Below are 25,474 nucleotides of genomic sequence, written 5' to 3' on the forward strand. Positions count from 1 at the left end.
AGCGCGATACCAAGGGCAACAAACACAGGCCGCAGAAGGCGGCTTCGTAACAGTGAGAGGATGGCAGACACGTTGTAACCCTCGTGTTTTCTGGCGCCACTATTTTGATGGCATCGTCAGATGTTTCTTACAGCAAGGGTTGTGCCGGGGGGAGCAGGGATATGCGCCAAGGTTGAGCAACGGGGTTGCCTGGGCTGGTCCTATCGCCGGCAAGCCAGCTTCCATAGAAAGCCCACAGCGCTCAAGGCAGGCATACGCCACAAACAAAAACGCCGCAGCCCCTTTCAGGACCACGGCGTCAGATCAGCCTAAAGGGCAGATCAGGCGAACGGATGGCGCAGGACGATGGTCTCGTTGCGGTCCGGGCCGGTCGAAATGATGTCGATCGGGGCGCCGACCAACTCTTCGATGCGCTTGATGTAGTTACGTGCAGCCTGCGGCAGCTCTTCCAGGGTTTTGACGCCCAGGGTCGACTCGCTCCAGCCTGGCATCGCTTCGTACACCGGCTCCAGGCCGATGTAGCTGTCGGCATCGGAAGGTGCATCGATGACGGCACCGTTCTCGTTCTTGTAGCCAACGCAGATGTTGATGGTTTCCAGGCCGTCGAGCACGTCCAGCTTGGTCAGGCAGATGCCCGAGATGCTGTTGACGTCGATGGCGCGACGCAGGATCACGGCGTCGAACCAGCCGCAACGGCGAGCACGGCCGGTGGTGGAGCCGAATTCGTGGCCACGCTTGGCCAGGGTTGCGCCGGTTTCGTCGAACAGCTCGGTCGGGAACGGACCGGAACCCACGCGCGTGGTGTAGGCCTTGGTGATGCCCAGGATGTAGTCCAGGTACATCGGGCCCACGCCGGAACCGGTGGAGATACCACCAGCCGTGGTATTGGAGCTGGTGACGTACGGGTAGGTACCGTGGTCGATGTCCAGCAGCGAACCCTGGGCGCCCTCGAACATGATGTCCTTGCCGGCGCGGCGCAGGTTGTGCAGCTCGGCAGTGACGTCGAGCATCATCGGCTTGAGCTGTTCGGCGTAGGCCATGCACTCGTCCAGGGTCTGCTGGAAGTCGATGGCCGGCTCTTTGTAGTAGTTCACCAGCTGGAAGTTGTGGTAATCCAGCAGCTCACCGAGCTTGGCAGCGAAACGCTCGCGGTGGAACAGGTCACCCACGCGCAGGCCGCGGCGGGCGACCTTGTCTTCATAGGCTGGGCCGATGCCGCGGCCAGTGGTGCCGATCTTGGCTTCGCCACGGGCTTTTTCACGGGCCTGGTCCAGGGCCACGTGGTACGACAGGATCAGCGGCGCTGCCGGGGAGATGCGCAGGCGCTCGCGCACCGGTACGCCCTTCTCTTCCAGCTTGGTGATTTCACGCATCAGCGCATCCGGGGCAACGACCACGCCGTTGCCGATCAGGCACTGTACGCCTTCACGCAGGATGCCGGACGGAATCAGGTGCAGAACGGTTTTTTCACCGTTGATCACCAGGGTGTGGCCCGCATTGTGGCCACCCTGGTAGCGCACTACGGCGGCAGCATGTTCGGTCAGCAGATCGACGATCTTGCCTTTGCCCTCATCACCCCACTGGGTGCCCAGGACGACGACATTCTTACCCATTACATTGGTCCTCATTCACGCAAACTTGGTTGCCGGCCTGTTGCCGACGCAGAAACTCACTGGGCCAGCGGCAGAACCTGCCAGCGCCCATCTTGCTGAATCAATTGCCGATCACAATCCGCCTCGAGAGCAGCACTCAACGGCTGGCCAGGCAGAGCCTGGACCACACGCTGGCCCTCGCTGCGCAACTGGCAGACTTGCTGCCAGAGGGCCGCATCGCCACTGTCGGGCATCCAGATGCCGCCAGTTGGCAATACGACCTCCGCTCGCCCCAGTGTGACCAGGGTCTTCAAATCCGTGGAGAAACCTGTGGCTGGGCGTGCCCGGCCAAAATCGGCGCCGATGTCGTCATAGCGCCCGCCCTGGGCAATGGACTGCCCCTCGCCCGGCACGAACACGGCGAACACCACACCGGTGTGGTAGTGGTAACCGCGCAGCTCACCGAGGTCGAAGTACAGCGGCAGTTCCGGGTAGCGCGACGCCAGCCGGTCCGCGATCGCCAGCAGGTCGTCCAGCGCGGCCAGCACGCTGGCCGGGGCGCGCCCCAGGCGCACGCGCGCTTCGTTAAGCACTTCACGGCCGCCGCACAGCTCGACCAGCGCACGCAACATGTTGCCCAGGTCCTTGGGCAGGTCGGCAGTCAAGGCTTGCACCTCATCGACCGACTTGCGTTGCAGCGCGTCGAACAACTGCTGCTCCACTGCCCCGGACAGGCCGGCCGCCCGGGCCAGGCCGCGGTAGATGCCGACGTGGCCAAGGTCCATGTGTACGTCCGGCACGTCAGCCAGTTGCAGCGTGGCAAGCATCAGGCTGATGACTTCGACGTCGCTGGTAGGGCTGGCATCGCCATACAACTCGGCACCCAGCTGGATCGGGCTGCGCGAGGTGGACAGTGCGCGCGGTTGGGCGTGCAGCACGCTACCGGCATAGCACAACCGGCTTGGGCCTTCACGGCGCAAGGTGTGCGCGTCGATACGGGCCACCTGCGGGGTGAAGTCGGCGCGGAAGCCCATCAGGCGGCCGGACTGCGGGTCCACCACCTTGAAGGTGCGCTGGTCCAGGTCCTGGCCGGCGCCGGTCAGCAGCGACTCCAGGTACTCGATATGCGGGGTGACGACCAGTTGGTAGCCCCAACCCTGGAACAGGTCCAACACCTGGCGGCGCGCGATCTCGATACGCGCAGCCTCAGGTGGCAGTACTTCCTCGATGCCATCTGGCAGCAGCCAGCGGTCTACCGTTGCCATTACGCCATTTCCCCTCTGGTCCGGGCGGCTTGCCAGCAGGCGAGCCGTCAGTAAAGCCGGTATCGCGCACAGCAGCGGGCAGCACTGATCCCAGCGCAGCCACCGTACCCGATACCCTCGAATTGCCTTGCGAGCTGAGCAAACCGTCAACCGGCGCTGTGCCAATCAACCTTGCAGACGCAAAAAAGCCGGGAAATTTCCCGGCTGCCTCATGATACACCCCTTTTCATTCAGGATGCACCCCGCCTGGTGTTTTAGCTGCCAGGCGGAGCGCTGCCGCATGAAAATCAGGGCCTGAGTATTACGGCTTGCTCTTGTCCAGGAAGCGGAAGAACTCGTTCTTCGGATCCAGGACCAGCACGTCGCTCTTGCTCGAGAAGCTTTCGCGGTACGCCTGCAGGCTACGGTAGAACGCATAGAAGTCCGCGTCCTGGGTGTAGGCCTTGGCATAGATGGCGGCCGCCTGGGCGTCGCCGTCACCGCGGGTTTCTTCCGCTTCGCGGTACGCTTCGGCCAGCAGCACACGGCGCTGGCGGTCGGCGTCGGCACGAATACCTTCGGCCAGCTCGTTACCCTTGGCGCGGTGCTCGCGGGCTTCACGCTCACGCTCGGTACTCATGCGGTCGAACACGCTGCGGTTGACTTCCTTCGGCAGGTCGATGGCCTTGACACGCACATCGATCACCTCGATGCCCAGCTCCTTGTTGGCCATGCGGTTCAGCGATGCGGTGATGTCAGCCATCAGCGCGTCGCGTTCACCGGAAACCACCTCGTGCAGGGTACGTTTACCGAACTGGTCACGCAGGCCACTTTCCAGGCGACGCGAAAGCCGCTCGTCGGCGATCTGCTTCATGCCCGACGTGGCGGTATAGAAGCGCTCGGCGTCCTTGACGCGCCACTTGGCGTAGGCGTCGACCATCACCGCTTTCTTCTCCAGGGTCAGGAACCGCTGGGTCGGGGCGTCGAGGGTCATGAGGCGGGCGTCGAACTTGCGTACCTGGTTCACGTACGGGATCTTCACGTGCAGGCCTGGCTGAACATCAGCCTGGACCACCTTACCGAAGCGCAGCAGCACTGCACGCTCGGTCTGGGACACGATGTAGAAGCTGTTCCAGGCCACGATGGCCAGGACCACGGCGGCGATCAGGGCGATCAGCGATCTGTTGCTCATCAGCGGCTCTCCCTAGTGCGCAGCGGCTGCTGTTGCTGTTGCATGTCCTGCGCCGCACGCGCGGCCGCATCGTTGGCCGATGGCGATACGATGGTGGTTGGCGCGGACGCGTTGCGGCTGCCTTCGACCATTTTGTCCAGCGGCAGGTAGAGCAGGTTGTTCTGCCCATCCTTGGTTGCCACCATGACCTTGCTCGAATTGCTGTAGACCTCTTGCATGGTCTCCAGGTACAGACGCTGGCGTGTCACGTCAGGTGCCTTGCGGTACTCGCCGAGCAACTTGCTGAAGCGATCGGCCTCACCCTTGGCGCGGGCGATGACTTCGTCGCGGTAGCCGTTGGCGTCTTCGATGATGCGCTGCGCCTGACCACGGGCTTCCGGCACCACGCCATTGGCATAGGACTCGGCCTGGTTGCGGGCGCGCTGCTCGTCTTCGCGGGCACGGATCACGTCATCGAAGGCTTCCTGCACTTCACGCGGGGCTGCCGCGCTCTGTACGTTGACCTGGGTAACGGTGATACCCGTGCGGTAGTTGTCGAGGAAGCGCTGCAGGCGCTCGCGGATATCCACGGCCATCTGCTCACGGCCTTCGGTCAGTACCTGGTCCATCGAGGTGGAACCCACCACGTGGCGCAAGGCACTGTCGGTGGCGTGCTGCAAGCTCACCTCAGGCTGGTCGACGTTGAGCACGAAGTCCTGCAGGTTGCTGATCTTGTACTGCACGGTCAGCGGCACCTCGACGATGTTCTCGTCTTCGGTCAGCATCTGGCCCTGCTTGGTGTAGGCACGCTCACGCGTGACGTTCTCCATGTACTTGCGATCGATTGGCGGGAAGTAGATGTTCAGGCCGGGACCGACCGTTTCATAGTACTTGCCGAAGCGCAGCACCACGGCCTGCTCCTGCTCGTCGACCACATACACGGCGTTGTACAGCCAGATGGCAGCCAGCACCGCCAGGCCGATGCCCAGCAGACCGAAGCCACCGCCCTTGCCGATGTTGCGGTCACCGCCGCCACGTTTCTTCTTGCCGCCGAACATGCCATTGAGGCTGTCCTGCAGTTTGCGGAAGGCCTCGTCCAGATCCGGCGGACCTTTCTTGTCACCACCGCCGCCACCGCCACCACGGCGGCCGCCCCAGGGATCCTGATTGTTCGAGTTGCCACCCGGCTCGTTCCAAGCCATAGCGCTCTCCATCTGATAAAGCAAAGACGCGCCCACGGCGCGCCGTCCAATGCTACAGAATGCCTGTCACTGCTGCCCGGCGACCTCGACGGGCATTTATTGCAAAGTGTGTTGCTCGACAAACACTTGCGGCTCCATGCCTTCGCGGCTGACCAGGCGATTCAGTTCGACCATGGGCAGTCGCACGCTCAGCAGGCTGCGCCCTTCTTCATCATGCTCTTCACTCTGCACCGCACCCAAGGCAAAGAATTGCGCGCGCAAGCGGGCAAAACGCTGCTCCAGGCAAAGGGTACCGACAAACAGATCTTCCCCCAGCAACTCGGCAATCGCCTGGCCGACCAGCTCCAGGCCACGCCCATCGCGTGCCGATACCCAGACCCGTTCCGGCTTGCCATCGGCATTGCGCTGGATCTGCGGCTCGACATCTTCGAGCAGGTCGAGTTTGTTATACACCTCGAGGATCGGCAAGCCTTCGGCGCCAATCTCGCCCAAAACCGCCAGCACTTGCTCGATCTGTTCCATGCGCTCGGGCTCATGGGCATCGATCACATGCAGCAACAGGTCGGAGTTGCTCGACTCTTCGAGCGTAGCGCGAAATGCCTCGACCAGCTTGTGCGGCAAATGGCGAATGAAGCCCACGGTGTCGGCCAGCACGATCGGGCCAAGGTCGTTGAGCTCGAGCCGGCGCAAGGTCGGGTCGAGGGTAGCGAACAGCTGGTCCGCGGCGTACACCTCGGATTCGGTCAGGGCGTTGAACAGCGTGGACTTGCCGGCGTTGGTGTAACCCACCAGCGACACCGAAGGGATGTCTGCACGCTTGCGCCCGCGCCGTGCCTGCTCGCGCTGGCTACGGACCTTTTCCAGGCGCGACTTGATTTGGCGGATGCGCACGCGCAACAGGCGCCGGTCGGTTTCCAGCTGGGTTTCACCCGGGCCGCGCAGGCCGATACCCCCTTTTTGCCGCTCCAGGTGAGTCCAGCCACGCACCAACCGCGTGCTCATGTGCTCCAGCTGGGCCAGTTCGACCTGCAGCTTGCCTTCATGGGTACGCGCCCGTTGGGCGAAGATATCGAGGATCAGCCCGGTGCGGTCGAGCACACGACACTCGAACACACGTTCAAGGTTGCGCTCCTGGCTGGGCGTGAGGGTGTGATTGAAAATCACCAGGTCTACCTGTTCGGCATGGACCAGGTCGTGCAGCTCTTCGACCTTGCCACTGCCAATCAGGTATTTGGCGGAAGGCTGATGCCTTGTCACCGTGACCAGCGAAATGATGTCGGCACCGGCCGACAATGCCAGTTCCTGAAACTCCTGCGGGTCTTCGCGCGCCTCAGGGTTCTGACCTTCCAAGTGAACGAGCAACGCCCGCTCACCACCACCGTGGCGCTCAAAGAACAATGCAGGCTCCTATCAGGCGTTGCCTGGCTCGCTGTCACCGTGCTCGGAATCGGACGGGCTTGGCAGGCGAACCGGACGGGCTGGCACCACGGTCGAAATGGCGTGCTTGTAGACCATCTGGCTCACGGTGTTCTTCAGCAGTACCACGAACTGGTCGAACGACTCGATCGAACCCTGCAGTTTGATGCCGTTGACCAGGTAAATGGAAACCGGGACCTTCTCTTTTCTCAAAGTGTTCAGGTAAGGGTCTTGTAGCGAATGCCCTTTTGACATATGCCGCACTCCTGTAAGGATAAATAATAGAAAATCAATGAAATCGATAAATTAGGCCGCCCCTTCGCAAGAATAGACGGCAATCAGCAGGGACTCAGCTCAATATGGAGATGGGCCCCAGGTATTTCAAGGTGCGGGACAGATTGTCGCAGGCCAGGCTGTCTAGCCAGTGTACGTCAGGCCAGCCACGCAACCAGGTGAACTGCCGTTTGGCCAGCTGCCGGGTCGCGATGATACCGCGTTCACGCATTTCACTCTCTGACAGCTTGCCGTCCAGGTAATCCCAGACTTGCCGATACCCCACTGCCCGTATAGACGGTAACCCGGCGTGCAAGTCACTTCTGGCTCGCAGTGATCGGACCTCGTCGATAAAGCCCTGTTCCAGCATCTGCGAAAATCGTAACGCAATTCGCTGATGCAAAATGTGACGATCTGTAGGAGCAATCGCCAAGCTGGCGACAGTATAGGGCAAATGCCCGCCTGCGCCTGCGTCTGCGCCGCGACTTTCAGCGAATTGACGTTGCCGGTGGGCCGTCATGCTCTCACCGCTCACCCGGTAGACCTCCAGGGCGCGGATCAACCGCTGCGGGTCGTTGGGGTGAATGCGCGCCGCCGACACCGGGTCGACCTCGGCCAGTTGGCGGTGCAACTCGCCCAGCCCCAAGGCCGCCGCCTGGGCTTCAAGCTCGGCACGCACGCCCGCATCGGCCGCTGGCATGTCGGCAAGGCCGTCGACCAACGCCTTGTAATACAGCATGGTACCGCCGACCAGCAGCGGGATTTTACCGCGCCCGCTGATCTCGGCCATGGCCTGCAGGGCGTCGGCGCGAAACTGCGCGGCCGAGTAGCTTTCGGCCGGGTCGCGGATGTCGATCAAGCGATGCGGGTGGGCGGCAAGGACCGCTTTCGACGGTTTGGCCGAGCCGATGTCCATGCCGCGGTAGATCAGCGCCGAATCAACGCTGATCAGCTCGCACGGCAGCACTTTGGTCAGTTCGATGGCCAGGTCGGTCTTGCCGGCGGCCGTCGGACCCATGAGGAATATCGCTGGGGGCTTGCCGCTCATTTCATCGACCGCGCAGGAAAAGTTTGTCCAGGTCGTCCAGGCCCATCTGGGTCCAGGTGGGACGGCCGTGGTTGCACTGGCCGCTGCGCTCGGTGTTTTCCATATCGCGCAGCAGGGCGTTCATCTCGGGAATGGCCAGGCGCCGGTTGGCGCGTACCGCGCCGTGGCAGGCCATGGTGCCGAGCAGCTCGTTGAGGTGGGCCTGAATACGGTCGCTGGTGCCGTATTCCATCAGGTCGGCCAGCACATCCTGCACCAGGCGGTTGGCCTCGGCCTGCTTGAGCAAGGCCGGGATCTGGCGGATGGCCAGGGTTTCCGGGCCCAGGCGCTGCAGTTCGAAGCCCAGGCGCTGGAACCACTGCGCGTGCTCCTCGGCGCAGTCGGCTTCGCGCTGGCTCAGGGCCAGGGTTTCCGGCACCAGCAGCGGCTGGCCGCTGAGGCCCTCGCTGGCCATTGCTACCTTCAGGCGCTCGTACATGATGCGCTCGTGGGCGGCGTGCATGTCGACCAGCACCAGGCCGACAGCGTTCTCGGCCAGGATGTAGATACCCTTCAGCTGCGCCAGCGCGTAACCCAGCGGCGGAATGTCGCCCTGGCTTTCCGGCAGGGTGGCTGCCGGGGCGGCGCCATTGTCCAGCGGCTTGTAAAACTCGCGGTACACCGCCTGCGCCTCGGCCGCTGGCAGCGGTGGCGAGGGCCGCGGGGTGTACTGGTACTGGTAACCGGCACCACTGCCGGCATTGCTGGCGGTGTGTTGCGGCGCACGTGGCTGCTCGAGCACAGGCGAAGCCAGGCGCATTTCCCCCTGCGGGCCGAACTCACCGGCCTGCTGGCCAGTGGCGCGAACCGCTTCAGGCACCGCAGCCGGGGCGGCCAGCTGGTCTTCCGGGCGCACATCGGCCAGGGCCCGGTGCAGGGTGCCGTACAAGAAGTCGTGCACCGAACGCCCTTCGCGGAAGCGCACTTCATGCTTGGTCGGGTGCACGTTGACATCGACGCCATTGGGTTCCAGTTCAAGGAACAGCACAAAGGTCGGGTGCCGGCCGTTGAACAGCACGTCACGGTAGGCCTGGCGCACGGCGTGGGCCACCAGCTTGTCGCGCACCGCACGACCGTTGACGAAGAAGTACTGCAGGTCGGCCTGGCTGCGCGAGAAGGTCGGCAACCCAACCCAGCCCCACAGGCGCAGGCCGTTGCGCTCGACGTCGATCGGCAGCGCCTGCTCCATGAAGCCAGGGCCGCAGATAGCACCCACCCGCCGCGCACGCGCCACTTCATCATAGGCCTCGTGCAGGCTGAGGATGCTCTTGCCGTTGTGGCGCAAGTGGAAGCCGACGTCGAAACGCGCCAACGCCAGGCGCCGGATGACCTCCTGCAGGTGATCGAACTCTGTTTTCTCGGCCTTGAGGAACTTGCGCCGCGCCGGGGTATTGAAGAACAGGTCACGCACTTCGACCGAAGTACCCACCGGGTGGGCCGCCGGCTGCACCCGCGGGAGCATGTCGCGGCCTTCGGTTTCAACCTGCCAGGCTTCTGTGGCACTGGCGGTACGCGAGGTCAGGGTCAGGCGCGCCACCGAACTGATCGAGGCCAGGGCTTCGCCACGGAACCCCAGGCTCAATACACCTTCAAGGTCTTCCAGCTCACGGATTTTGCTGGTGGCATGACGGGCCAGCGCCAGCGGCAGGTCGTCGGCAGAAATGCCGCTGCCATCATCCCGCACCTTCAGTAGCTTGACGCCGCCCTGCTCCACTTCCACATCGATGCGCCGGGCACCGGAGTCCAGGCTGTTTTCCAGCAGTTCCTTGGCTACCGAGGCCGGCCGCTCGACCACCTCGCCAGCGGCGATCTGGTTGGCCAGCCGCGGGCTGAGCAGCTGGATTCGCGAACCACCACTCATTGCGAAGCCAATGTGGTGGCAGGGATATCCAGACGCTGGCCGACCTTCAGCTCATCGGACTTCAGGCTGTTGGTGTTGCGCAAGCTGGCCACACTGACCTGGTAGCGCACCGCCAGCATTGCCAGGGTCTCGCCTGGGCGCACCGTGTGCTCACGTGGGCCGGCGGCAATCTTGCCGGTGTCACGCAGCCAGGCGATATAGGTGCCAGGCGGCGGGTTCTGCTGGAAGAACTGGCGCACCCCGGTATGAATCGACCGCGCAAGCGCTTGCTGATGGCTGCGACTGGCCAGCTTGGCCGCCTCGCTGGCGTTGGAGATAAACCCGGTCTCGACCAGGATCGACGGAATGTCGGGCGACTTCAGCACCATGAAGCCAGCCTGCTCCACACGCTGCTTGTGCAGCGAGGTGATGCGGCCCATGTTGCCCAGCACTTTCTGCCCGACATTCAGGCTGGAGCTGAGCGTGGCCGTCATCGACAGGTCGAGCAGCACACCCGCGAGCATGCGGTCCTTGTCGTCGAGGCTGACGTTGCCGGCGCCCCCGATCAGGTCGGAACGGTTTTCCGTGTCTGCCAGCCAGCGTGCGGTTTCGGAAGTAGCGCCACGGTCGGACAGGGCAAACACCGATGCGCCGAACGCAGCCTTGGACGGCGCGGCGTCGGCGTGGATCGAAACGAACAGGTCGGCGCCCTTCTTGCGGGCGATTTCGGTGCGTTTGCGCAGCGGAATGAAATAGTCACCGGTGCGTGTCAGCTCGGCGCGGAAGCCCTTTTCCGTGTTGATCTGGCGCTGCAGCTCCTGGGCGATCTGCAGCACGATGTCTTTTTCATGCTGGCCGCGCGAGCCGGAAGCACCCGGGTCCTCGCCGCCATGACCGGCGTCGATGGCAATGACGATGTCGCGCTTGCCGCTAGGTACCGGCGGCAGCTTGATGGCTGGCTGGGTCGGCGTGACCGGGACCGCTGGCGTGGTGGCAGGCGTTTGCACCGGGGTCGGTGGTGGGGTTGGCGCCGTGGCTGCAATGGCATCGGCTTCCTGGTCGTACAGGTCGACCACCAGGCGGTTGCCGTACTGGGCATTGGGTGCCAGGGTAAAGCTCTTGGGGGTGACCGACTTCTTCAGGTCAACGACCACACGCAGGTCGGTCGGCGTGCGCTGGGCCGAACGCACACTGCTGATCGGCGTGTTGGAAGTCGCCACTTTCAATGGCGCCGCCAAGGTCGCGCCATTGATGTCGATAACCAGGCGATCCGGTGCGCTCAAGGTGAAGACGCTGTGCTGCACGGGGCCAGACAGGTCGAAGACCAGCCGCGTGTTGTCTGGCGCGCGCCACAGGCGCACGCTCTTGACTTGAGTGACGGCCAGAGCGTCAACGGTCACCGTTGTCAGCAGCAGCCCAACGATGGCGACCAGTGCGCGTATGCGCATACCTACCCCACTTACTGTTTATAGTGTTTGGCCAGTGCCACGCACCAGGCCTCGCCGCGAGCCCCCTGCGGCGACAGGTTCAGCGAGCGTCCGCCCGCTTGGGGGCTTATGGTAATGGTCAGGTCGGGCTTTGGCAAAACGCCCGCACCCTTTTGTGGCCACTCGAACAGGCACAACGGGTCGCCCTCGAAATAGTCACGAATCCCCATGAACTCCAGCTCCTCCGGATCGACCAGGCGATACAGGTCGAAGTGAAAAGCTCGGACAGCGCCGATCTCGTAGGGTTCGACCACGGTGAACGTCGGGCTTTTCACTGCACCAGTATGGCCCAGGCCACGGATCAGGCCACGCGAGAGCGTGGTTTTACCCGCCCCCAGGTCGCCTTCCAGGAAAATGACACCGCGACCACCGGTCACTTCGGCCATTTTTGCACCAAAGTCGACTGTAGCCGCTTCATCGGCCAGAAACAGATTTAAGCCACACACGCAGAATGCTCCTCCAACAACGCTCGAATGACCGGCGCCAGGTCGCTGGCCGCCAGGCCCCTGCCTTCAACCCCCAGACGCTCACCGGCACAGGCGTGAAGCCAGGTACCCAGGCAGCCGGCACTCCAGGCGTCCAGCCCCTGGGCCAGCAACGCCGCCAGCACCCCGGTCAGCACATCGCCCAAGCCCGCGCCGGCCATCGCCGGGTGCCCGCGCTCGCACAGCATCAACTGGCCGGACGGGTGCGCCACCAGGGTACCCGCCCCTTTGAGCAGGCACACACTGTTGTAGCGCCGCGCCAGCTTGCGCGCAGCGCCCGGCCGGTCGGCCTGCACCGCTTCGGTGGAAATGCCCAGCAGCCGCGCCGCTTCCCCGGGGTGAGGGGTGAGAATGCTACCGCTGGGCAGGGCCAATGGGGTGCCTGCCAGCAAATTCAGGGCGTCGGCGTCCCATACCTGCGGGCGCTCGGCGTTCGCCACTGCCGACAACAGGCTCCGGCCCCAGGCAGCCTGCCCAAGGCCAGGGCCCACCACCAGTACCGTGGCGCGCTCCAGCACGCCGACCAACTGGTTGGCCGACTGTACCCCCAGGCACATCACCTCAGGCAGGCGGGCCAGGCTCGCGGGTAGATGTTCGGGCCGGGTCGCCACGCTGACCAGGCCGGCGCCGCAGCGCAAGGCGGCTTCGGCGCTGAGCAGCACAGCGCCACCGGTGCCCAGGTCGCCGCCCACTACCAGCACATGGCCGAAGTCGCCTTTGTGCGCATGCGGGTGCCGTGCCGGCAGGTGTGCGACAGTCACGCTGCTGAGCAGTTGTAGGGTGTTGCCAGGGTGTTTGGTCTGCGGCATGGGGTCAAAGGCTCCAATGTCTGGCAGAATTATACGCACCTGAGCCCGTATTGCCTTGCCCATCCATGCCTGCCTCTACACCTGACCTCGCCCAACTGGCCCAATCGATCAAGATATGGGGCCAGGAACTCGGTTTTGCCCACGTCGGCATCGCCGGGGTCTACCTTGGCGAACACGAACAGCACCTGCAACGCTGGCTAGACGCCGGTTACCAGGGCGAAATGGAGTACCTGGGTGCCCATGGCAGCAAACGGGCGCACCCCGACCAACTGATTCCCGGCACGGTACGCGTGGTCTCGCTGCGCATGGACTACCTGCCCGGCGATACGCAGATGGCGCAACGCCTGGCGCAACCGGAAAAAGCCTACGTGTCACGCTACGCCCTGGGCCGTGACTACCACAAGCTGGTGCGCAAGCGCGTGCAATTCCTGGCAGACCGTATCCAGCAAGCCATCGGCCCGTTCGGCTACCGCGCCTTCGTCGACAGTGCCCCAGTGCTGGAGAAGGCCCTGGCCGAGCAGGCCGGGCTGGGCTGGATCGGCAAGAACACCCTGCTGCTCAACCGCAAGGCCGGCAGTTACTTCTTCCTCGCCGAACTGTTCGTTGACCTGCCGTTGCCGGTGGACGAAGCCACCACCAGTGAACACTGCGGGCGTTGCCAGGCGTGCCTGGACATCTGCCCGACCCAGGCGTTCGTCGGGCCCTATGTGCTGGACGCGCGGCGTTGCATCTCGTACCTGACCATCGAGCTGAGAGGGCCGATTCCTGTCGAACTGCGCTCGATGATGGGTAACCGTGTATTCGGTTGCGACGACTGCCAGATCGTCTGCCCGTGGAACCGCTTCGCCAAGCACAGCCAGGAGCAGGATTTCCAGCCGCGGCATGGGTTGGAGAATGCCGAGCTGGCCGAGATGTTCCTGTGGGATGAGCGTACTTTCCTGCGCAAGACCGAGGGCGGGCCGCTACGCCGGGCAGGCTATGAGCGGTTCTTGCGCAACCTGGCGGTGGGCTTGGGCAATGCGCCGCCGACGATACCGGTGATCGAGGCGCTGAAGGCGCGGCGCGAGGATGCGTCGGAGCTGGTGCGCGAGCATGTCGAGTGGGCGCTGGCCCGGCACGGCATTCAATAGCTACATGGCCCACTGTGGGAGCGGGCGCGCCCGCGAAGCAGGCAACTCGGTGGATGCACCGGCTGCGCCGGTGTTCGCGGGCATGCCCGCTCCTACAGGGACCGCGCCGGGCCTGGGGCAGGTTTACTGCTGGTCGTTGTAGTGGAACTTGGGCATTTCCCAATGGAAACGAATCGCCAGCAAGCGCACCAGGAACCCACCAAAGAGGGTCAGCAGCATCGCCTGCTCCGCCGGCACCTTGAAATACACGCAGCCCAGGTAGAACCACGCCGCGGCGAACGACACGCTGGCGTACAGCTCGCGGCGGAACACCAGCGGGATGTCGTTGCAGAAGATATCGCGCAAGATCCCACCGAACACCCCCGTGATCACCCCGCTGATCGAAGCCACCAGCATGCCCTGCCCCATTTCCAGCGCCGTCATGCAGCCAATCAGGGTAAACGCCACCAGCCCCAGTGCGTCTAGCACCAGGAACAGCGAGCGCAGGCGGCGCATCATTGGCGCGATGAAAATGGTCAAAAGAGCAGCAAAGCTGGTCAACACCAGGTACTCAGGGTGTTTCACCCAGGTCAGCGGGTAGTGCCCGAGCAACACATCGCGCACCGACCCGCCACCCAGGGCGGTAACACAGGCGATCAGCACCACGCCGAACCAGTCCATGCCGCGACGCCCCGCAGACAACGCACCGGTCATGGCTTCGGCAGTGATGGCAATGAGGTAGAGCATCAGCAACATGGTGCGGGTCCGTGCGGGAAAGGCGCGCAGTCTAACCAGTTGCCCAAGGCACCAAAAGGGGGCGCAGCCAGAATATCTGCGCCGTAACGGTTCACACCTTGATGAAATGCTCGCGGTAGTGGCGCAACTCGGCAATCGATTCGCGAATGTCGTCCAGTGCCAGGTGCGTATTGCCCTTCTTGAAGCTGTCACGCACGTCCGGCGCCCAGCGCGCTGCCAGTTCTTTCAGCGTCGAGACATCCAGGTTGCGGTAGTGGAAGTAGTTTTCCAGGTTGCGCATGTGCCGGTAGAGGAAGCGACGGTCCTGGCAGATGCTGTTGCCGCAGATCGGCGATTTGCCTTTGGGCACCCACTGTTCGAGGAATGCAATGGTCTGGGCCTCGGCCTCGGCCATGCCGACCTTGCTGTCGCGCACACGCTGGGTCAGGCCAGACGCGCCATGGGTGCGGGTGTTCCACTCGTCCATGCGGGCCAGTACTTCATCGCTGTGGTGGATGGCGATCACCGGGCCTTCGGCCAGGGTGTTCAGCTCGCTGTCGGTGACAATGGTGGCCATTTCGATGATGACGTCGCTGTCCGGATCGAGGCCGGTCATTTCCAGGTCGATCCAGATCAGGTTCTGTGGGTTTTGCATGCAGAAGCTCCTCATATAGCCCGTCATATTAGCCTAGTGGCCCAGCCGCGCCCATTCACCGCCACAAGGTAAGGGCAATGGTGCAACGCCTGGCGTGCTAAACTGCCTGCCGTTTTCAATGCCCTGACCCGGGCCCTTCTCACGGAATGTTCATGGCCAAACGCCAGCTCAATCGCCGCCAGAACTGGCGCATCGAAAAAATCCAGGGCGAGCGTGCTGCTCGCGCGGCCAAACGCGAGCAGCATGTGCTGCAGGAACTGGAAGGTGGCGACCTGGGGCCGGAACAACTTGGCCTGGTGATTGCCCACTTTGGCGTGCAGGTCGAGGTGGAGGCCCAGGATGGCGACGTTGCAGGCCAGGTGTTCCGCTGCCACTTGCGCGCCAACCTGCCAGCACTGGTCACTGGCGACCGCGTGGTATGGCGTGCAGGCAACCAGGGCATAGGCGTGATCGTGGCGCAGATGCCACGCAGCACCGAACTGTGCCGGCCAAACAACCATGGCCAGTTGAAACCGGTCGCAGCCAACGTCGACCTCATCGTGATCGTGTTTGCCCCGGCCCCGGAACCGCACCCGAACCTGATCGACCGTTACCTGGTCGCTGCCGAGCATGCAGGCCTGCGCCCGCTGCTGCTGCTGAACAAGGCCGACCTGATCAACGCCGAGAACGGCCCCGGCCTGCAGGCGCTGCTGGAGGTCTACCGCGAGCTGGGCTACCCGCTGCTGGAGGTATCTGCCCACCACGGTGATGGCATGCAACGCCTGCAGCAGCAACTTGACGGGCACATCAGCGTGTTCGTCGGCCAGTCGGGTGTGGGCAAGTCTTCGCTGGTCAACAGCCTGCTGCCAGAGGCCGGCACCCGCGTCGGCGACCTGTCGGAATGGTCGGGCCAGGGCACCCACACCACCACCACCGCGCGGCTGTACCATTTCCCCAATGGCGGCGACCTTATCGACTCGCCGGGCATCCGCGAATTCGGCCTTGGCCACGTCAGCCGCAGCGATGTGGAGGATGGCTTCATCGAGTTCCGCGACCTGTTCGGCACCTGCCGCTTCCGCGATTGCAAACATGACCGCGAGCCAGGCTGCGCGTTGCTCAAGGCGCTGGACGATGGCCGGATCTCGCAGCAACGCATGAACAGCTACCGCTCGATCATCGCCAGCCTGACGGAAGACAGCTACTGACCGGGCTGTAAGCCTTCCTCCGCGCTGAGGCCCACCTGCACGGCCCTGCAAAACGCCGTGCAAGGTTCCGCGGGGCCTACTGCTCCTTGCTCTCGTCCATCTTCAGCGTGCCATCCTCGAAGATGTTCAGCTTCTGGCGCAGTTCACGTGGTTGCATCGGCGCCTGATCGGCCCCGGCACCGGGCGCCGCGCCACTGGCAGGCGGGGCTGCCGGCGCTTGCGGTGCACCCTGTTCGCCCTGCTCACCCTCGATGTTGCGCTGGGCCTTCTTGGTCAGCACGATGATGTCGATGCGGCGGTTTACCGGGTTGAACGGGTTCTTGCGGTCGAACAGCGATGACGATGCATACCCCACCACCCGAGCCACCTGGCCGTCCGGGTACCCACCTGCCACCAATGCCCGGCGTGCGGCATTGGCGCGGTTGGCCGACAGCTCCCAGTTGCCGAACTCGCCAGTGCCGGCATACGGTTTGGCGTCGGTGTGGCCGCTGATGCTGATCTTGTTGGGCACTGCCTTGATGGTATCGGCCATGGCCAACAGAATGTCTTCGAAATATGGCTGCAGGCGCGCACTGCCGATATCGAACATCGGACGGTTCTCGGCGTCCATGATCTGGATACGCAGGCCATCCTGGGTGATCTCGAACAGGATCTGGTCCTTGAACTTCTGCAGTTGCGGGTTCTCTTCGACCTTGTTCTGCAACTCCTGCAACAGCAATTCAAGGCGCTCGCGCTCGACCTGCTCGGCCATGGTCTCCACTTGGTCCTTGTCCAGCTGGGTAGGCGACGGCTGCGTGGGCTCGGTTTTCACTTCCGGGTTGATGGTTTTGTCCGGCGCCATTTCGGGGGAACCACCCAGGTCGATGACGTAGGGCGTACCACTTTCGGAGAACCCGATCGGGTCCTGGAAGTAACCGGCAATGGCGATCTTCTGCTCAGGCGTGGCCGTGGACAACAGCCACAGCACCAGGAAGAACGCCATCATCGCCGTGGCGAAGTCGGCAAAGGCGATTTTCCAGGCGCCACCGTGGTGGCCGCCGCCAAAGCGCTTGACGCGCTTGACGATGATGGGCTGATTGTTCTCCATGAATCAGCGACCGCGAACCGCTTGTTCCAGCTCGGCGAAGCTTGGGCGGTGCTTGGGGTACAGCACCTTGCGCCCGAACTCGACCGCCAGCGACGGTGGCATGCCCGAAGCCGAGGCCACCAGCGATGCCTTGATCGACTCGTACAGGTTCAGCTCTTCCTTGGCGTCGTGCTCCAGGCACTTGGCCAGCGGGCCGAAGAAGCCGTAGGCCGCGAGAATACCGAAGAACGTACCGACCAGCGCCGCACCCACGTGCATGCCGATGGCCGCCTGGTCCCCATCGCCCAGCGAGGCCATGGTCACCACGATACCCAGCACCGCCGCTACGATACCGAAGCCGGGCATGCCATCGGCGATACCGGTCACCGCATGGGACGGGTGCTCAAGCTCTTCCTTCATGCTCAGCAGCTCCATGTCGAACAGGCCCTCGAGCTCGTGCGGGGCCATGTTGCCGGTAGACATGATGCGCAGGTAGTCGCAGACGAACGCGGTCATGCGCTCATCGGCCAGTACCGTGGGGTACTTGGCGAAAATCGGGCTGGCGGCGGCGTCTTCGATGTCGGCCTCGATGGCCATCATGCCTTCGCGACGGCTCTTGTTGAGGATTTCGTACACAAGCCCCAGCACTTCAAGGTAGAACGTATGGCTGAAGCGCGAACCGAACATCTTCATCGACTTCTTGATGACGTGCATGGTCATGTAGCCAGGGTTGGCCTGCAGGAATGCACCGAAGGCCGCACCGCCGATGATCAGTACTTCGAACGGCTGGATCAGCGCCGCGATCTTGCCGTGGGAAAGCACGTAGCCGCCGAGCACGCTCGCGAATACGACGATGATGCCGATAATTTTAGCCATAGGTTCAAAGCACTTGCTGTCGTGGTCAGGGGAAGAGACGAGAGCTGTAAAACTCTTCTTCTACTTATCGGCAGAACTGCGCCAGACTATAGCCACACAATGCGAAAAGCCAGTTCGGACTGATGTCAAAATGCCAATTGAAACCAAGGTGCCCGCTCAGGCTCCGCGAACGCTAGAGGCCTGGGTCAAGCTGCTCGAGAGTGTTCGCATCCCGGTGCCGAAGCACAGCTACGACCGGGTCATGGCGGCCATCCACGATAGCCGCCGCTCGCTGCGCGACATCGCCGAACTGATGCAAGATAGCCCGGCGCTGGTGTTGTCGGTGATGCGTGAGGCCAACCACGCCACCAACGCCAGCATGGCCGAACCGGCCGAAAGCCTTGAAGTGGCCCTCAACCGGCTCGGCCTGGAGCGCAGCGAGCTGTTGCTCAAGCGCCTGCCGGCAGTGCCTGTTGAAGAAATCCCGCCGGTTCTGTGCCAGTTCCAGATGATCAGCCAGCACGCAGCGCAGCAGGCCAGCGGCCTGTTCGCCAGCCGCCTGGCGCGGCTGTGGCAGGAAATCCACTGGGGTAGCCTGCTGTTCCTGTCGCCCCTCTGGCCGCTGGCACTGGCCTACCCGAAGCTACTCGACACCTGGGAGCTGCGGGTGATCCACAAGGGTGAAGAGGCCGCCCATGTCGAGGAAGAACTGTTTGGCGTGCGCATAATGGCGCTGTGCCAGACCATGGCCGAATACTGGCGCCTGCCGCAATGGGTGACCCAGGGTTACCGCCTGCTGCTGGAAGAGCGCGAGCAACTGGCCCAGGTGCTGAGCATCGCCCGCGATGAAGACCTGCTCAGCCAGCAACACCGCCTGGACGCAGAGCCCGGCCTGCGGCGCTGGTTCAACCAGCCGGCCAATACCGTATTGCTGGCCAACAACCTGGCCCTGGCGGCGCAGGTCGGCTGGGACAACCCGCACTTGTTACGCTGGCAGCTGCTGACCGCCCTGTACCTGCAGACTTCGCTGGAAGACGTGCAGCAGCAAGTTCACCAGCAGGCGGCCGCCAGCGCCCGTCGCCATGCCCGGCATGCACTGTTCCACCCGGCCGAGGCGCTGATATGGCCGTGGCACCAGCGCCGCCCGCACCCGGACATGCTGGCGGTGCCACCGCCCAGCAGTGAAGAGCTGGCGCGCTGGCGCACACTGTGCCAGCACCTGCTGGCGCAACCCAGCCCGTTCACCAATACCGTGCACCTGGCCACCCAGGCACAAGAGGCCCTGCTGGCCTGCGGCATGCAACGCATCATGCTGCTGAGCCTGGACAAGAGCACCGACACCCTGCGCGTGCAGCAGACCGCTGGTTTGCCCAAGGAAGCCGGGGGCCTGGCCCTGCAAGTGGCGCAGAACAAACTGCTGCAAAAACTGATGAGCCAGGCCGGGCAGCTGCGCATCACCCCGCAGAACCACAGCCAGTTCGCCGCGCTGCTGCCAGCCCCGCTGCGCGCCCTGTTCCGCAGTGAGCACGTGCTGCTGCGCTCGCTGGCGGTGAACGATCAGGTGCTCATGCTGCTGGTGGCCGACCAGGCTTGCAGGCCCATGGCCGACATCAGCGTGCAAGCCTTCGGCAAAACCGTGCAATGCATCGAGCGGGCACTGTCGCTGTTCGCCAACCGCAAAGCCTGAGCCTTGCGCTACAATCGCTCCTCTTTCCACTCTGGAGACCGTGGATGACCGACTTTTCCGGCCTGCCCTTGGTGATCGAAGCTGCAGACCTGCTGCCGCGCCTGGATTCACCGCAGTTGATCCTGGTCGACATGAGCAGCGCCAACCGCTATGTCAGCGGGCATATCCCCGGCGCCCGCTTTGTCGAGGGCAAGCGTACCCAGCTCGGCCAGCCACCCGCCCCTGGTCTGCTGCCGCTCCTGGGCGAACTGGAAAAACTGTTCAGCGAACTCGGCCACCGTGATGATGCCGTCTACGTGGTGTATGACGATGAAGGCGGTGGTTGGGCGGGGCGCTTCATCTGGCTGCTCGACGTGATCGGCCATACGCGCTACCACTACCTCAATGGCGGTATCCAGGCCTGGCCAGCCGACAAGCTGTCCACCGAAGTGCCTGCACCCAGTACCGCCCCGGTGCACCTGCACCTCGACACTGCACCTACAGCCACCCGCGAGTACCTGCAAAGCCGCCTGGGCGCCGATGACCTGGTGATCTGGGACGCCCGCGCCCCACAGGAATTCAACGGCGAAAAAGTGTTGTCGGCCAAAGGCGGTCACATCCCTGGTGCGGTCAACTTCGAGTGGACCGCCGGCATGGACCTCAACGACCACCTGCGCATCCGCAAGGATATCGCCGAAGTGTTGCAAAGCCTGGGCATCACCCCCGACAAGGAGGTGGTTACCCATTGCCAGTCCCACCGCCGCTCCGGTTTCACCTATTTGGTGGCCAAAGCCCTCGGCTACCCACGCGTCAAGGCTTATGCCGGCTCGTGGAGCGAATGGGGCAACCACCCGGACACGCCTGTAGAAGTTTAAGGAACCTGCATGAAATCCCGTCTGTTCATCATCAGCCAGTACCTACTGCCGCACCACCTGCTGTCGCGGTTGGCCGGCTGCGTCGCCGAGTGCCGCGTGCGCTGGTTCAAGAACGCCTTCACCGCCTGGTTCGCCAAGCGCTACCAGGTCGACATGAGCCAGGCGCTGGTCGAAGACCTGAGCGCCTACGAGCACTTCAACGCATTCTTCACCCGCGCCCTGAAGCCGGGCGCCCGCCCGCTGGATGAAACCCCGGGCGCCATCCTGTGCCCCGCCGACGGCGCCGTGAGCCAGCTTGGCCCGATCGAGCATGGCCGCATCTTCCAGGCGAAAGGCCACGGTTTCAGCGCGCAGGAGCTGCTGGGCGGTGACCCGGCGCTGGCCGCCCCGTTCATGGGCGGTGAGTTCGCCACCATCTACTTGTCGCCCAAGGACTACCACCGCGTGCACATGCCGCTGGCCGGCACCCTGCGCGAGATGGTCTACGTGCCGGGCCGGCTGTTCTCGGTGAACCAGACCACTGCTGAAAACGTGCCTGAGCTGTTCGCCCGCAACGAGCGGGTGGTCTGCCTGTTCGACACCGAACGCGGGCCGATGGCCGTGGTGCTGGTGGGTGCGATGATCGTTGCTTCGATCGAGACCGTGTGGGCCGGCCTGGTGACGCCGCCCAAGCGCGAGCTGAAGACCTTCCGCTACGACGACGCCAGCCGTGCGCCGATCCACCTGGAGAAAGGTGCCGAGCTGGGGCGCTTCAAGCTGGGTTCGACGGCTATCGTGTTGTTCGGGCCGCAGCAGGTGAAGTGGGCCGAAAGCCTCGGTGCCGGCTCTGCCGTGCGCATGGGGCAGCAGCTGGCGGCGCCTGTGCAGGCTTGATGGCCTTATAAAACCTGGGCCGCTTTGCGGCCCTTCGCGGGCATGCCCGCTCCCACAGAGTGAGGTCGCGTTCAACCTGTGGGAGCGGGCATGCCCGCGAAGGGCTGCAAAGCAGCCCCAAATTTCCGGATCAGCCGCGCGCGTCGCGGTCGCGCAAGCCCAACAGGTACAACACGCCATCCAGGCCCAGGGTAGAAATCGCCTGCTTGGCCGACTGGCGCACCAGCGGCTTGGCGCGGAATGCCACGCCCAGGCCGGCGAGTGCCAGCATTGGCAGGTCGTTGGCGCCATCGCCCACGGCAATGGTCTGTTCCAGTTGCAAGCCCTCATCGCTGGCCAGTTTCTGCAGCAGTTCGGCCTTGCGCTGGGCATCGACGATCGGCTCGACCGCCACACCAGTCACCTTGCCATCCACCACTTCCAGCTCGTTGGCGAACACATAGTCGATACCCAGGCGCGCCTGCACCTGGCGGGCAAAATAGGTAAACCCACCGGACAGGATGGCAGTCTTGTAACCCAGGCGCTTGAGCTCGGCGAACAGGTTTTCCGCGCCTTCGGTCAGGCGCAGCGAGGCGCCGATTTCGTCCAGCACGCCCACATCCAAGCCCTTGAGCAGCGCCATGCGCTCCTTGAAACTGGCGCGGAAGTCCAGCTCGCCACGCATGGCGCGTTCGGTGATCGCTGCCACCTGCTCACCCACGCCAGCCGCCTTGGCCAGCTCGTCGATGACTTCGGCCTCGATCAGCGTCGAATCCATGTCGAATACCGCCAGGCGGCGGTTGCGGCGGAACAGGTCGTCTTTCTGGAAGGCAATGTCGACGCTCAGCGCCTGCGCCAGAGCGAAGAAATCGGCACGCAGGGCCTGGGCATCGCTCGGCACCCCACGCACGGATATCTCGACCGCCGCCTTGCCCTTGTCGGTGTCGGCGTCCAGCGCCACCCGGGCCGACAGCCGCTCGATGCGTTCGATCGTCAGGCCGTACTGGCTGATCACCGCACTGACCCGCTGCAGTTGCTCGGGGGTGATCTTGCGGCTGAGCAGGGTCACCACATGGCGCGCCTCACCATGGCCGTCGGCCCAGTGCTGGTAGTCCGCCTCGGAAATCGGCGTATAACGGGCCTGCAGGTTCAGCTCGTGGGCCTTGGCTTGCACACCCTGCAGCAGGGCCGTTGCCACTTCGTTGTCAGGGATATCGACCAGGATGCCGAACGACAGGGTGCCGTGCATGACCGCCAGGCCGATGTCGAGGATACTCACACCGCCCTGCAGCAGGACGCCGGTGATTGCCGCAGTGAGACCGGGACGGTCCTCACCGGTGATGTTGATCAGGACGATTTCGCGCACAACCTGGCTCCGACTTCGATGAAAAATGCGCATTCTACCGACTTTCCATGACCATCGGGCGCCAACGATACTTTGCCGACAAAACCCGGCTCGCTATACTCCCCCCACTTTCTTGCCATTAAGAGCCGAGCTCTGTGAACCGGCCCACGCCCGTCAAACCAGACAACTTCTTCCTGATGATCTATCGTGCCCTGAGTCAACGTCGCGTGCCGCTGGCACTGCGCATCGCCTGCACCAACATCTTCCTGGTGGCGCTGGCACTGGTGATCTACGCCTGTGTGATGGGCCTGCAGTTCAAGCAGGCCATGCACGAGCAGGCCGACGCCCTCGGCCAGAGCCTGACCACGCAAACGGCCACTTCGGCGACCGAACTGCTGGTAGCCAACGATATCCTCAGCCTCAACGTGCTGCTGGGCAACCTGGTGAAAAACCCGCTGGTGGCCCACGCGGCCATCTACAGCGTGGACAACCGCATCCTCGCCGAAGCCGGGCAACGCCCGCGCAATAGCCTGCTGGGCGAGGCCGAAGGCGTGTACCAGACCAAGATCAGCTTCCAGGACGTGGCTGCCGGGCAACTGCGCATCAGCCTGGACATGAGCCAATTCCAGCAGCCCATGCTGATCAGCCTGCAAAGCATGGGCATTCTGGCGGCCATCCTGCTGGCGCTGGCCTTGGCCCTCAGCTTGCGCCAGGGCCGCTACATCACCCTGCCATTGCTGCAGTTGCGGGTATGGCTGCGCGACCCGCAGTACTACACCCCGGCCACCGACCGCCAGGATGAAATCGGCGACATCGCCCGCCAGCTGCATGCGCGCCTGGCGCCACCGCCGCCACCAGAGCCGGAGCCAGAGCCTGAGGAAGACGACGATGAACCGTTCGACGACCCGCAGCACGCCAGCCCGGCACCCAAGGCCGCGCCGCGCGCCAAGGTCGCCGCAGTGCCAGACGAGGAAGATGACGAAGCGTTCGCCGGCCTGCTCGACGACGACACTGCACCAAGAACCGCAGTGGTAGACGAGTCCGACGAACCGCACTTCAGCGCCATCCTCGCGGTGCAGCTGGGCTCCCAGGAGCAACTGCGCCGTCTGCCGCGTACCCGCCTGACCGAACTGACCGAGCGTTACCGTGACTGCCTGGAGCATGCGGCATCGCTGTACGACGGCGAAACGCACACACTCAACGATGGCAGCACCCTGGTGCTGTTCCACAGCCGCGTATGTGGTGAGGACTACCTGACCAATGCAATCTGCTGCGGCGAGCTGTTGCGCGCCCTGGGCCATGCCCTGCAGATCGAAGTGGCCGACAGCGGCATCACCTTGCAATTGCAGCTGGGCCTGGTATTGGGCAACGATCTGCACGGGCTGGAGCTGGTAGACGTGTTGATCGCCGAAAAAGCCCAGGATGCCCTGGCGCTGTCGCAGCACAGCCGCAACCTGTTGCTGGTGGAGCGGCAGATTAGCGATGACGCACTGATTCGCCAGCGCGCACGCATTCGCCCGATTGCCAGCCCTGAGGGCGCCTGCTGCGTGGAGCGCCTGCTGGAACCGTACCCTTCGATGCTGGAACGGCAACTGGCGCGCATGCACGAGCGTCGGGCCTGACAGGCTGCGCTGGGCTCTGGGGCTGCCGCGCAGCCCCTTCGCAACGCCAGGCCGCGCCTACAGGGCCCGGGCCCAGCCTCGCAATGGTTTGACGCAGACATGAAAAAGCCCGCAGCATCGCGGGCTTTTTTGCACCTGGCGGTTAGGTCAGAACCGATAGACTTCCATATCGGTGCGGATCGGCGAGGCCATCGGGATCCTGGACTTTTCCGGCGCCTTCTTCACCTGCACCGGTGCAGCCGGCTTTTTCGGCGTTTCTTCAGCGATTGCCGGCTGGTTGGCCAGCGGCTTCACCGCCGTGCTCAGCTGCTCGGCCAGCTTCTGCAGCAATTGGCCCTGGGCCTGTACCTGCGACGACTCGCTGCCCTCATGTGGCTGTTCGAGGTGCACGATACGGTTGTCACGTACACGGCCACGGCGGTCCAGCAGGCGCCACTGGGCGTCGAGGATGGCCGGTTGGTCTTTGCCCGAGTCCAGGCGGGTAATCGACAGCAGCACCTGTACATCCGGCGTGAAACCGGCCGTTGCCGGGGCCAGTACCACACGCTGGCTGTCCAGGCGCCAGGCCAGCTGGCGCACCAGCAACTGGTCGATGTCCGACGACAGGCTACCCGCCCAACGACCGTCGGTCGCCGCGCTCAGGCTGCCATCGGCCTGGCGCTGCAGGAACGTCTCGCGCTGCAGGTAATCGGCCACCGATACCGGCCCGAGTACAACGGCCATGCCCGCACTCTGCGACGGCTGGCCAGGATCACCACTGTCGAGCTGGTACAAGGCGACAGGCTGGTGCATGGTGCACCCGCCCAGCCCCAGCAGGCCAGTCATCAACAGCGCAAGTGGAAGGCGCAGAAATTTCATCATCCCATCCAGGCGGCTGCCTACAGGCACACCGCAGTGATACATA

Annotated in this window: 23 protein-coding genes; 6 read left to right on the forward strand and 17 right to left on the reverse strand. The window is 63.8% G+C overall.

Going from position 1 to position 25,474, the window contains the following annotated elements:
- Positions 1-320: 320 nt before the first annotated feature.
- From EGJ22_RS07330 to EGJ22_RS07380, 11 genes are all read right to left on the reverse strand, one after another.
- Positions 321-1,613 carry an adenylosuccinate synthase gene (locus tag EGJ22_RS07330; RefSeq protein ID WP_009681301.1) on the reverse strand — a complete coding sequence of 431 codons (1,293 nt, stop codon included), beginning with the start codon at positions 1,611-1,613 and terminating at the stop codon, positions 321-323.
- A 56-nt stretch (positions 1,614-1,669) separates the two neighbouring features.
- A complete protein-coding gene (locus EGJ22_RS07335) occupies positions 1,670-2,857 on the reverse strand; it encodes an ATP phosphoribosyltransferase regulatory subunit (RefSeq protein ID WP_029887993.1) in 1,188 nt (395 codons plus the stop codon).
- A 301-nt stretch (positions 2,858-3,158) separates the two neighbouring features.
- The gene (gene hflC / locus EGJ22_RS07340) at positions 3,159-4,028 is read right to left on the reverse strand and encodes a protease modulator HflC (protein WP_009681303.1); all 870 of its coding nucleotides are present in this window, start codon (positions 4,026-4,028) and stop codon (positions 3,159-3,161) included.
- Complete coding sequence (gene hflK, locus EGJ22_RS07345; RefSeq protein ID WP_029887992.1) at positions 4,028-5,209, reverse strand: FtsH protease activity modulator HflK; 1,182 nt, start codon at positions 5,207-5,209, stop codon at positions 4,028-4,030. Before hflK ends, hflC begins: the two co-directional genes overlap by 1 nt.
- Before the next feature lie 96 nt (positions 5,210-5,305).
- Complete coding sequence (gene hflX, locus EGJ22_RS07350; RefSeq protein ID WP_009681305.1) at positions 5,306-6,607, reverse strand: ribosome rescue GTPase HflX; 1,302 nt, start codon at positions 6,605-6,607, stop codon at positions 5,306-5,308.
- A gap of 12 nt (positions 6,608-6,619) precedes the next feature.
- Positions 6,620-6,880, reverse strand: a complete 261-nt coding sequence (gene hfq / locus EGJ22_RS07355) for an RNA chaperone Hfq (protein WP_003258160.1) — start codon at positions 6,878-6,880, stop codon at positions 6,620-6,622.
- 94 nt (positions 6,881-6,974) lie between these two features.
- Positions 6,975-7,946, reverse strand: a complete 972-nt coding sequence (miaA, locus tag EGJ22_RS07360; RefSeq protein WP_029887991.1) for a tRNA (adenosine(37)-N6)-dimethylallyltransferase MiaA — start codon at positions 7,944-7,946, stop codon at positions 6,975-6,977.
- A 1-nt stretch (position 7,947) separates the two neighbouring features.
- Positions 7,948-9,846 (reverse strand): DNA mismatch repair endonuclease MutL, encoded by a 1,899-nt coding sequence (gene mutL / locus EGJ22_RS07365; RefSeq protein WP_029887990.1) that lies wholly within the window; start codon positions 9,844-9,846, stop codon positions 7,948-7,950.
- Positions 9,843-11,273, reverse strand: coding sequence for an N-acetylmuramoyl-L-alanine amidase (locus tag EGJ22_RS07370; protein ID WP_009681308.1), 1,431 nt, complete (start codon positions 11,271-11,273; stop codon positions 9,843-9,845). The genes mutL and EGJ22_RS07370 overlap by 4 nt, the downstream gene beginning before the upstream one ends.
- 11 nt (positions 11,274-11,284) lie before the next feature.
- Complete coding sequence (gene tsaE / locus EGJ22_RS07375) at positions 11,285-11,758, reverse strand: tRNA (adenosine(37)-N6)-threonylcarbamoyltransferase complex ATPase subunit type 1 TsaE (protein ID WP_009681309.1); 474 nt, start codon at positions 11,756-11,758, stop codon at positions 11,285-11,287.
- Entirely contained in the window at positions 11,746-12,606 is an 861-nt protein-coding gene (locus EGJ22_RS07380) for an NAD(P)H-hydrate dehydratase (RefSeq protein WP_009681310.1), read from the reverse strand. The genes tsaE and EGJ22_RS07380 overlap by 13 nt, the downstream gene beginning before the upstream one ends.
- 65 nt (positions 12,607-12,671) lie before the next feature.
- Between EGJ22_RS07380 and queG the strand changes: the two genes are divergently transcribed.
- Positions 12,672-13,736 carry a tRNA epoxyqueuosine(34) reductase QueG gene (gene queG, locus EGJ22_RS07385; protein WP_064314473.1) on the forward strand — a complete coding sequence of 355 codons (1,065 nt, stop codon included), beginning with the start codon at positions 12,672-12,674 and terminating at the stop codon, positions 13,734-13,736.
- 123 nt (positions 13,737-13,859) lie between these two features.
- On the opposite strand, the gene EGJ22_RS07390 is transcribed toward queG, so the two are convergent.
- Positions 13,860-14,471: a trimeric intracellular cation channel family protein gene (locus tag EGJ22_RS07390; RefSeq protein WP_003249516.1), complete on the reverse strand. Its 612-nt coding sequence runs from the start codon at positions 14,469-14,471 to the stop codon at positions 13,860-13,862.
- A 91-nt stretch (positions 14,472-14,562) separates the two neighbouring features.
- Positions 14,563-15,105 carry an oligoribonuclease gene (gene orn, locus EGJ22_RS07395; protein ID WP_009681312.1) on the reverse strand — a complete coding sequence of 181 codons (543 nt, stop codon included), beginning with the start codon at positions 15,103-15,105 and terminating at the stop codon, positions 14,563-14,565.
- A 152-nt stretch (positions 15,106-15,257) separates the two neighbouring features.
- On the opposite strand from orn, the gene rsgA reads away from it, so the two are divergent.
- Positions 15,258-16,289 carry a small ribosomal subunit biogenesis GTPase RsgA gene (gene rsgA, locus EGJ22_RS07400; protein WP_009681313.1) on the forward strand — a complete coding sequence of 344 codons (1,032 nt, stop codon included), beginning with the start codon at positions 15,258-15,260 and terminating at the stop codon, positions 16,287-16,289.
- A 76-nt stretch (positions 16,290-16,365) separates the two neighbouring features.
- Here rsgA and motB read toward each other — a convergent pair whose 3' ends face one another.
- Positions 16,366-17,376, reverse strand: coding sequence for a flagellar motor protein MotB (gene motB, locus EGJ22_RS07405; protein WP_064314475.1), 1,011 nt, complete (start codon positions 17,374-17,376; stop codon positions 16,366-16,368).
- A 3-nt stretch (positions 17,377-17,379) separates the two neighbouring features.
- Positions 17,380-18,231, reverse strand: a complete 852-nt coding sequence (gene motA / locus EGJ22_RS07410) for a flagellar motor stator protein MotA (protein ID WP_029887862.1) — start codon at positions 18,229-18,231, stop codon at positions 17,380-17,382.
- A gap of 130 nt (positions 18,232-18,361) precedes the next feature.
- Here motA and EGJ22_RS07415 point away from each other — a divergent pair, with 130 nt between their 5' ends.
- The 3 genes from EGJ22_RS07415 to asd are packed head-to-tail and all read left to right on the forward strand — an operon-like array spanning position 18,362 to position 21,624.
- Complete coding sequence (locus EGJ22_RS07415) at positions 18,362-19,897, forward strand: HDOD domain-containing protein (protein WP_029887863.1); 1,536 nt, start codon at positions 18,362-18,364, stop codon at positions 19,895-19,897.
- A gap of 44 nt (positions 19,898-19,941) precedes the next feature.
- Entirely contained in the window at positions 19,942-20,751 is an 810-nt protein-coding gene (locus EGJ22_RS07420; protein WP_029887864.1) for a rhodanese-like domain-containing protein, read from the forward strand.
- 9 nt (positions 20,752-20,760) lie between these two features.
- Complete coding sequence (gene asd, locus EGJ22_RS07425; protein WP_029887865.1) at positions 20,761-21,624, forward strand: archaetidylserine decarboxylase; 864 nt, start codon at positions 20,761-20,763, stop codon at positions 21,622-21,624.
- 130 nt (positions 21,625-21,754) lie between these two features.
- Here the strand turns inward: asd and serB are convergent, their stop codons facing one another.
- Positions 21,755-22,969, reverse strand: a complete 1,215-nt coding sequence (gene serB, locus EGJ22_RS07430; protein WP_009681320.1) for a phosphoserine phosphatase SerB — start codon at positions 22,967-22,969, stop codon at positions 21,755-21,757.
- A 134-nt stretch (positions 22,970-23,103) separates the two neighbouring features.
- On the opposite strand from serB, the gene EGJ22_RS07435 reads away from it, so the two are divergent.
- Positions 23,104-24,570: an AhpA/YtjB family protein gene (locus EGJ22_RS07435; protein ID WP_029887866.1), complete on the forward strand. Its 1,467-nt coding sequence runs from the start codon at positions 23,104-23,106 to the stop codon at positions 24,568-24,570.
- Between the two features lie 147 nt (positions 24,571-24,717).
- On the opposite strand, the gene EGJ22_RS07440 is transcribed toward EGJ22_RS07435, so the two are convergent.
- Positions 24,718-25,428, reverse strand: a complete 711-nt coding sequence (locus tag EGJ22_RS07440; protein WP_009681322.1) for a membrane integrity-associated transporter subunit PqiC — start codon at positions 25,426-25,428, stop codon at positions 24,718-24,720.
- Between the last annotated feature and the right edge of the window lie 46 nt (positions 25,429-25,474).

Source organism: Pseudomonas sp. p99-361 (assembly GCF_003935475.1).
In the GTDB taxonomy this organism is placed as follows: domain Bacteria; phylum Pseudomonadota; class Gammaproteobacteria; order Pseudomonadales; family Pseudomonadaceae; genus Aquipseudomonas; species Aquipseudomonas juntendi.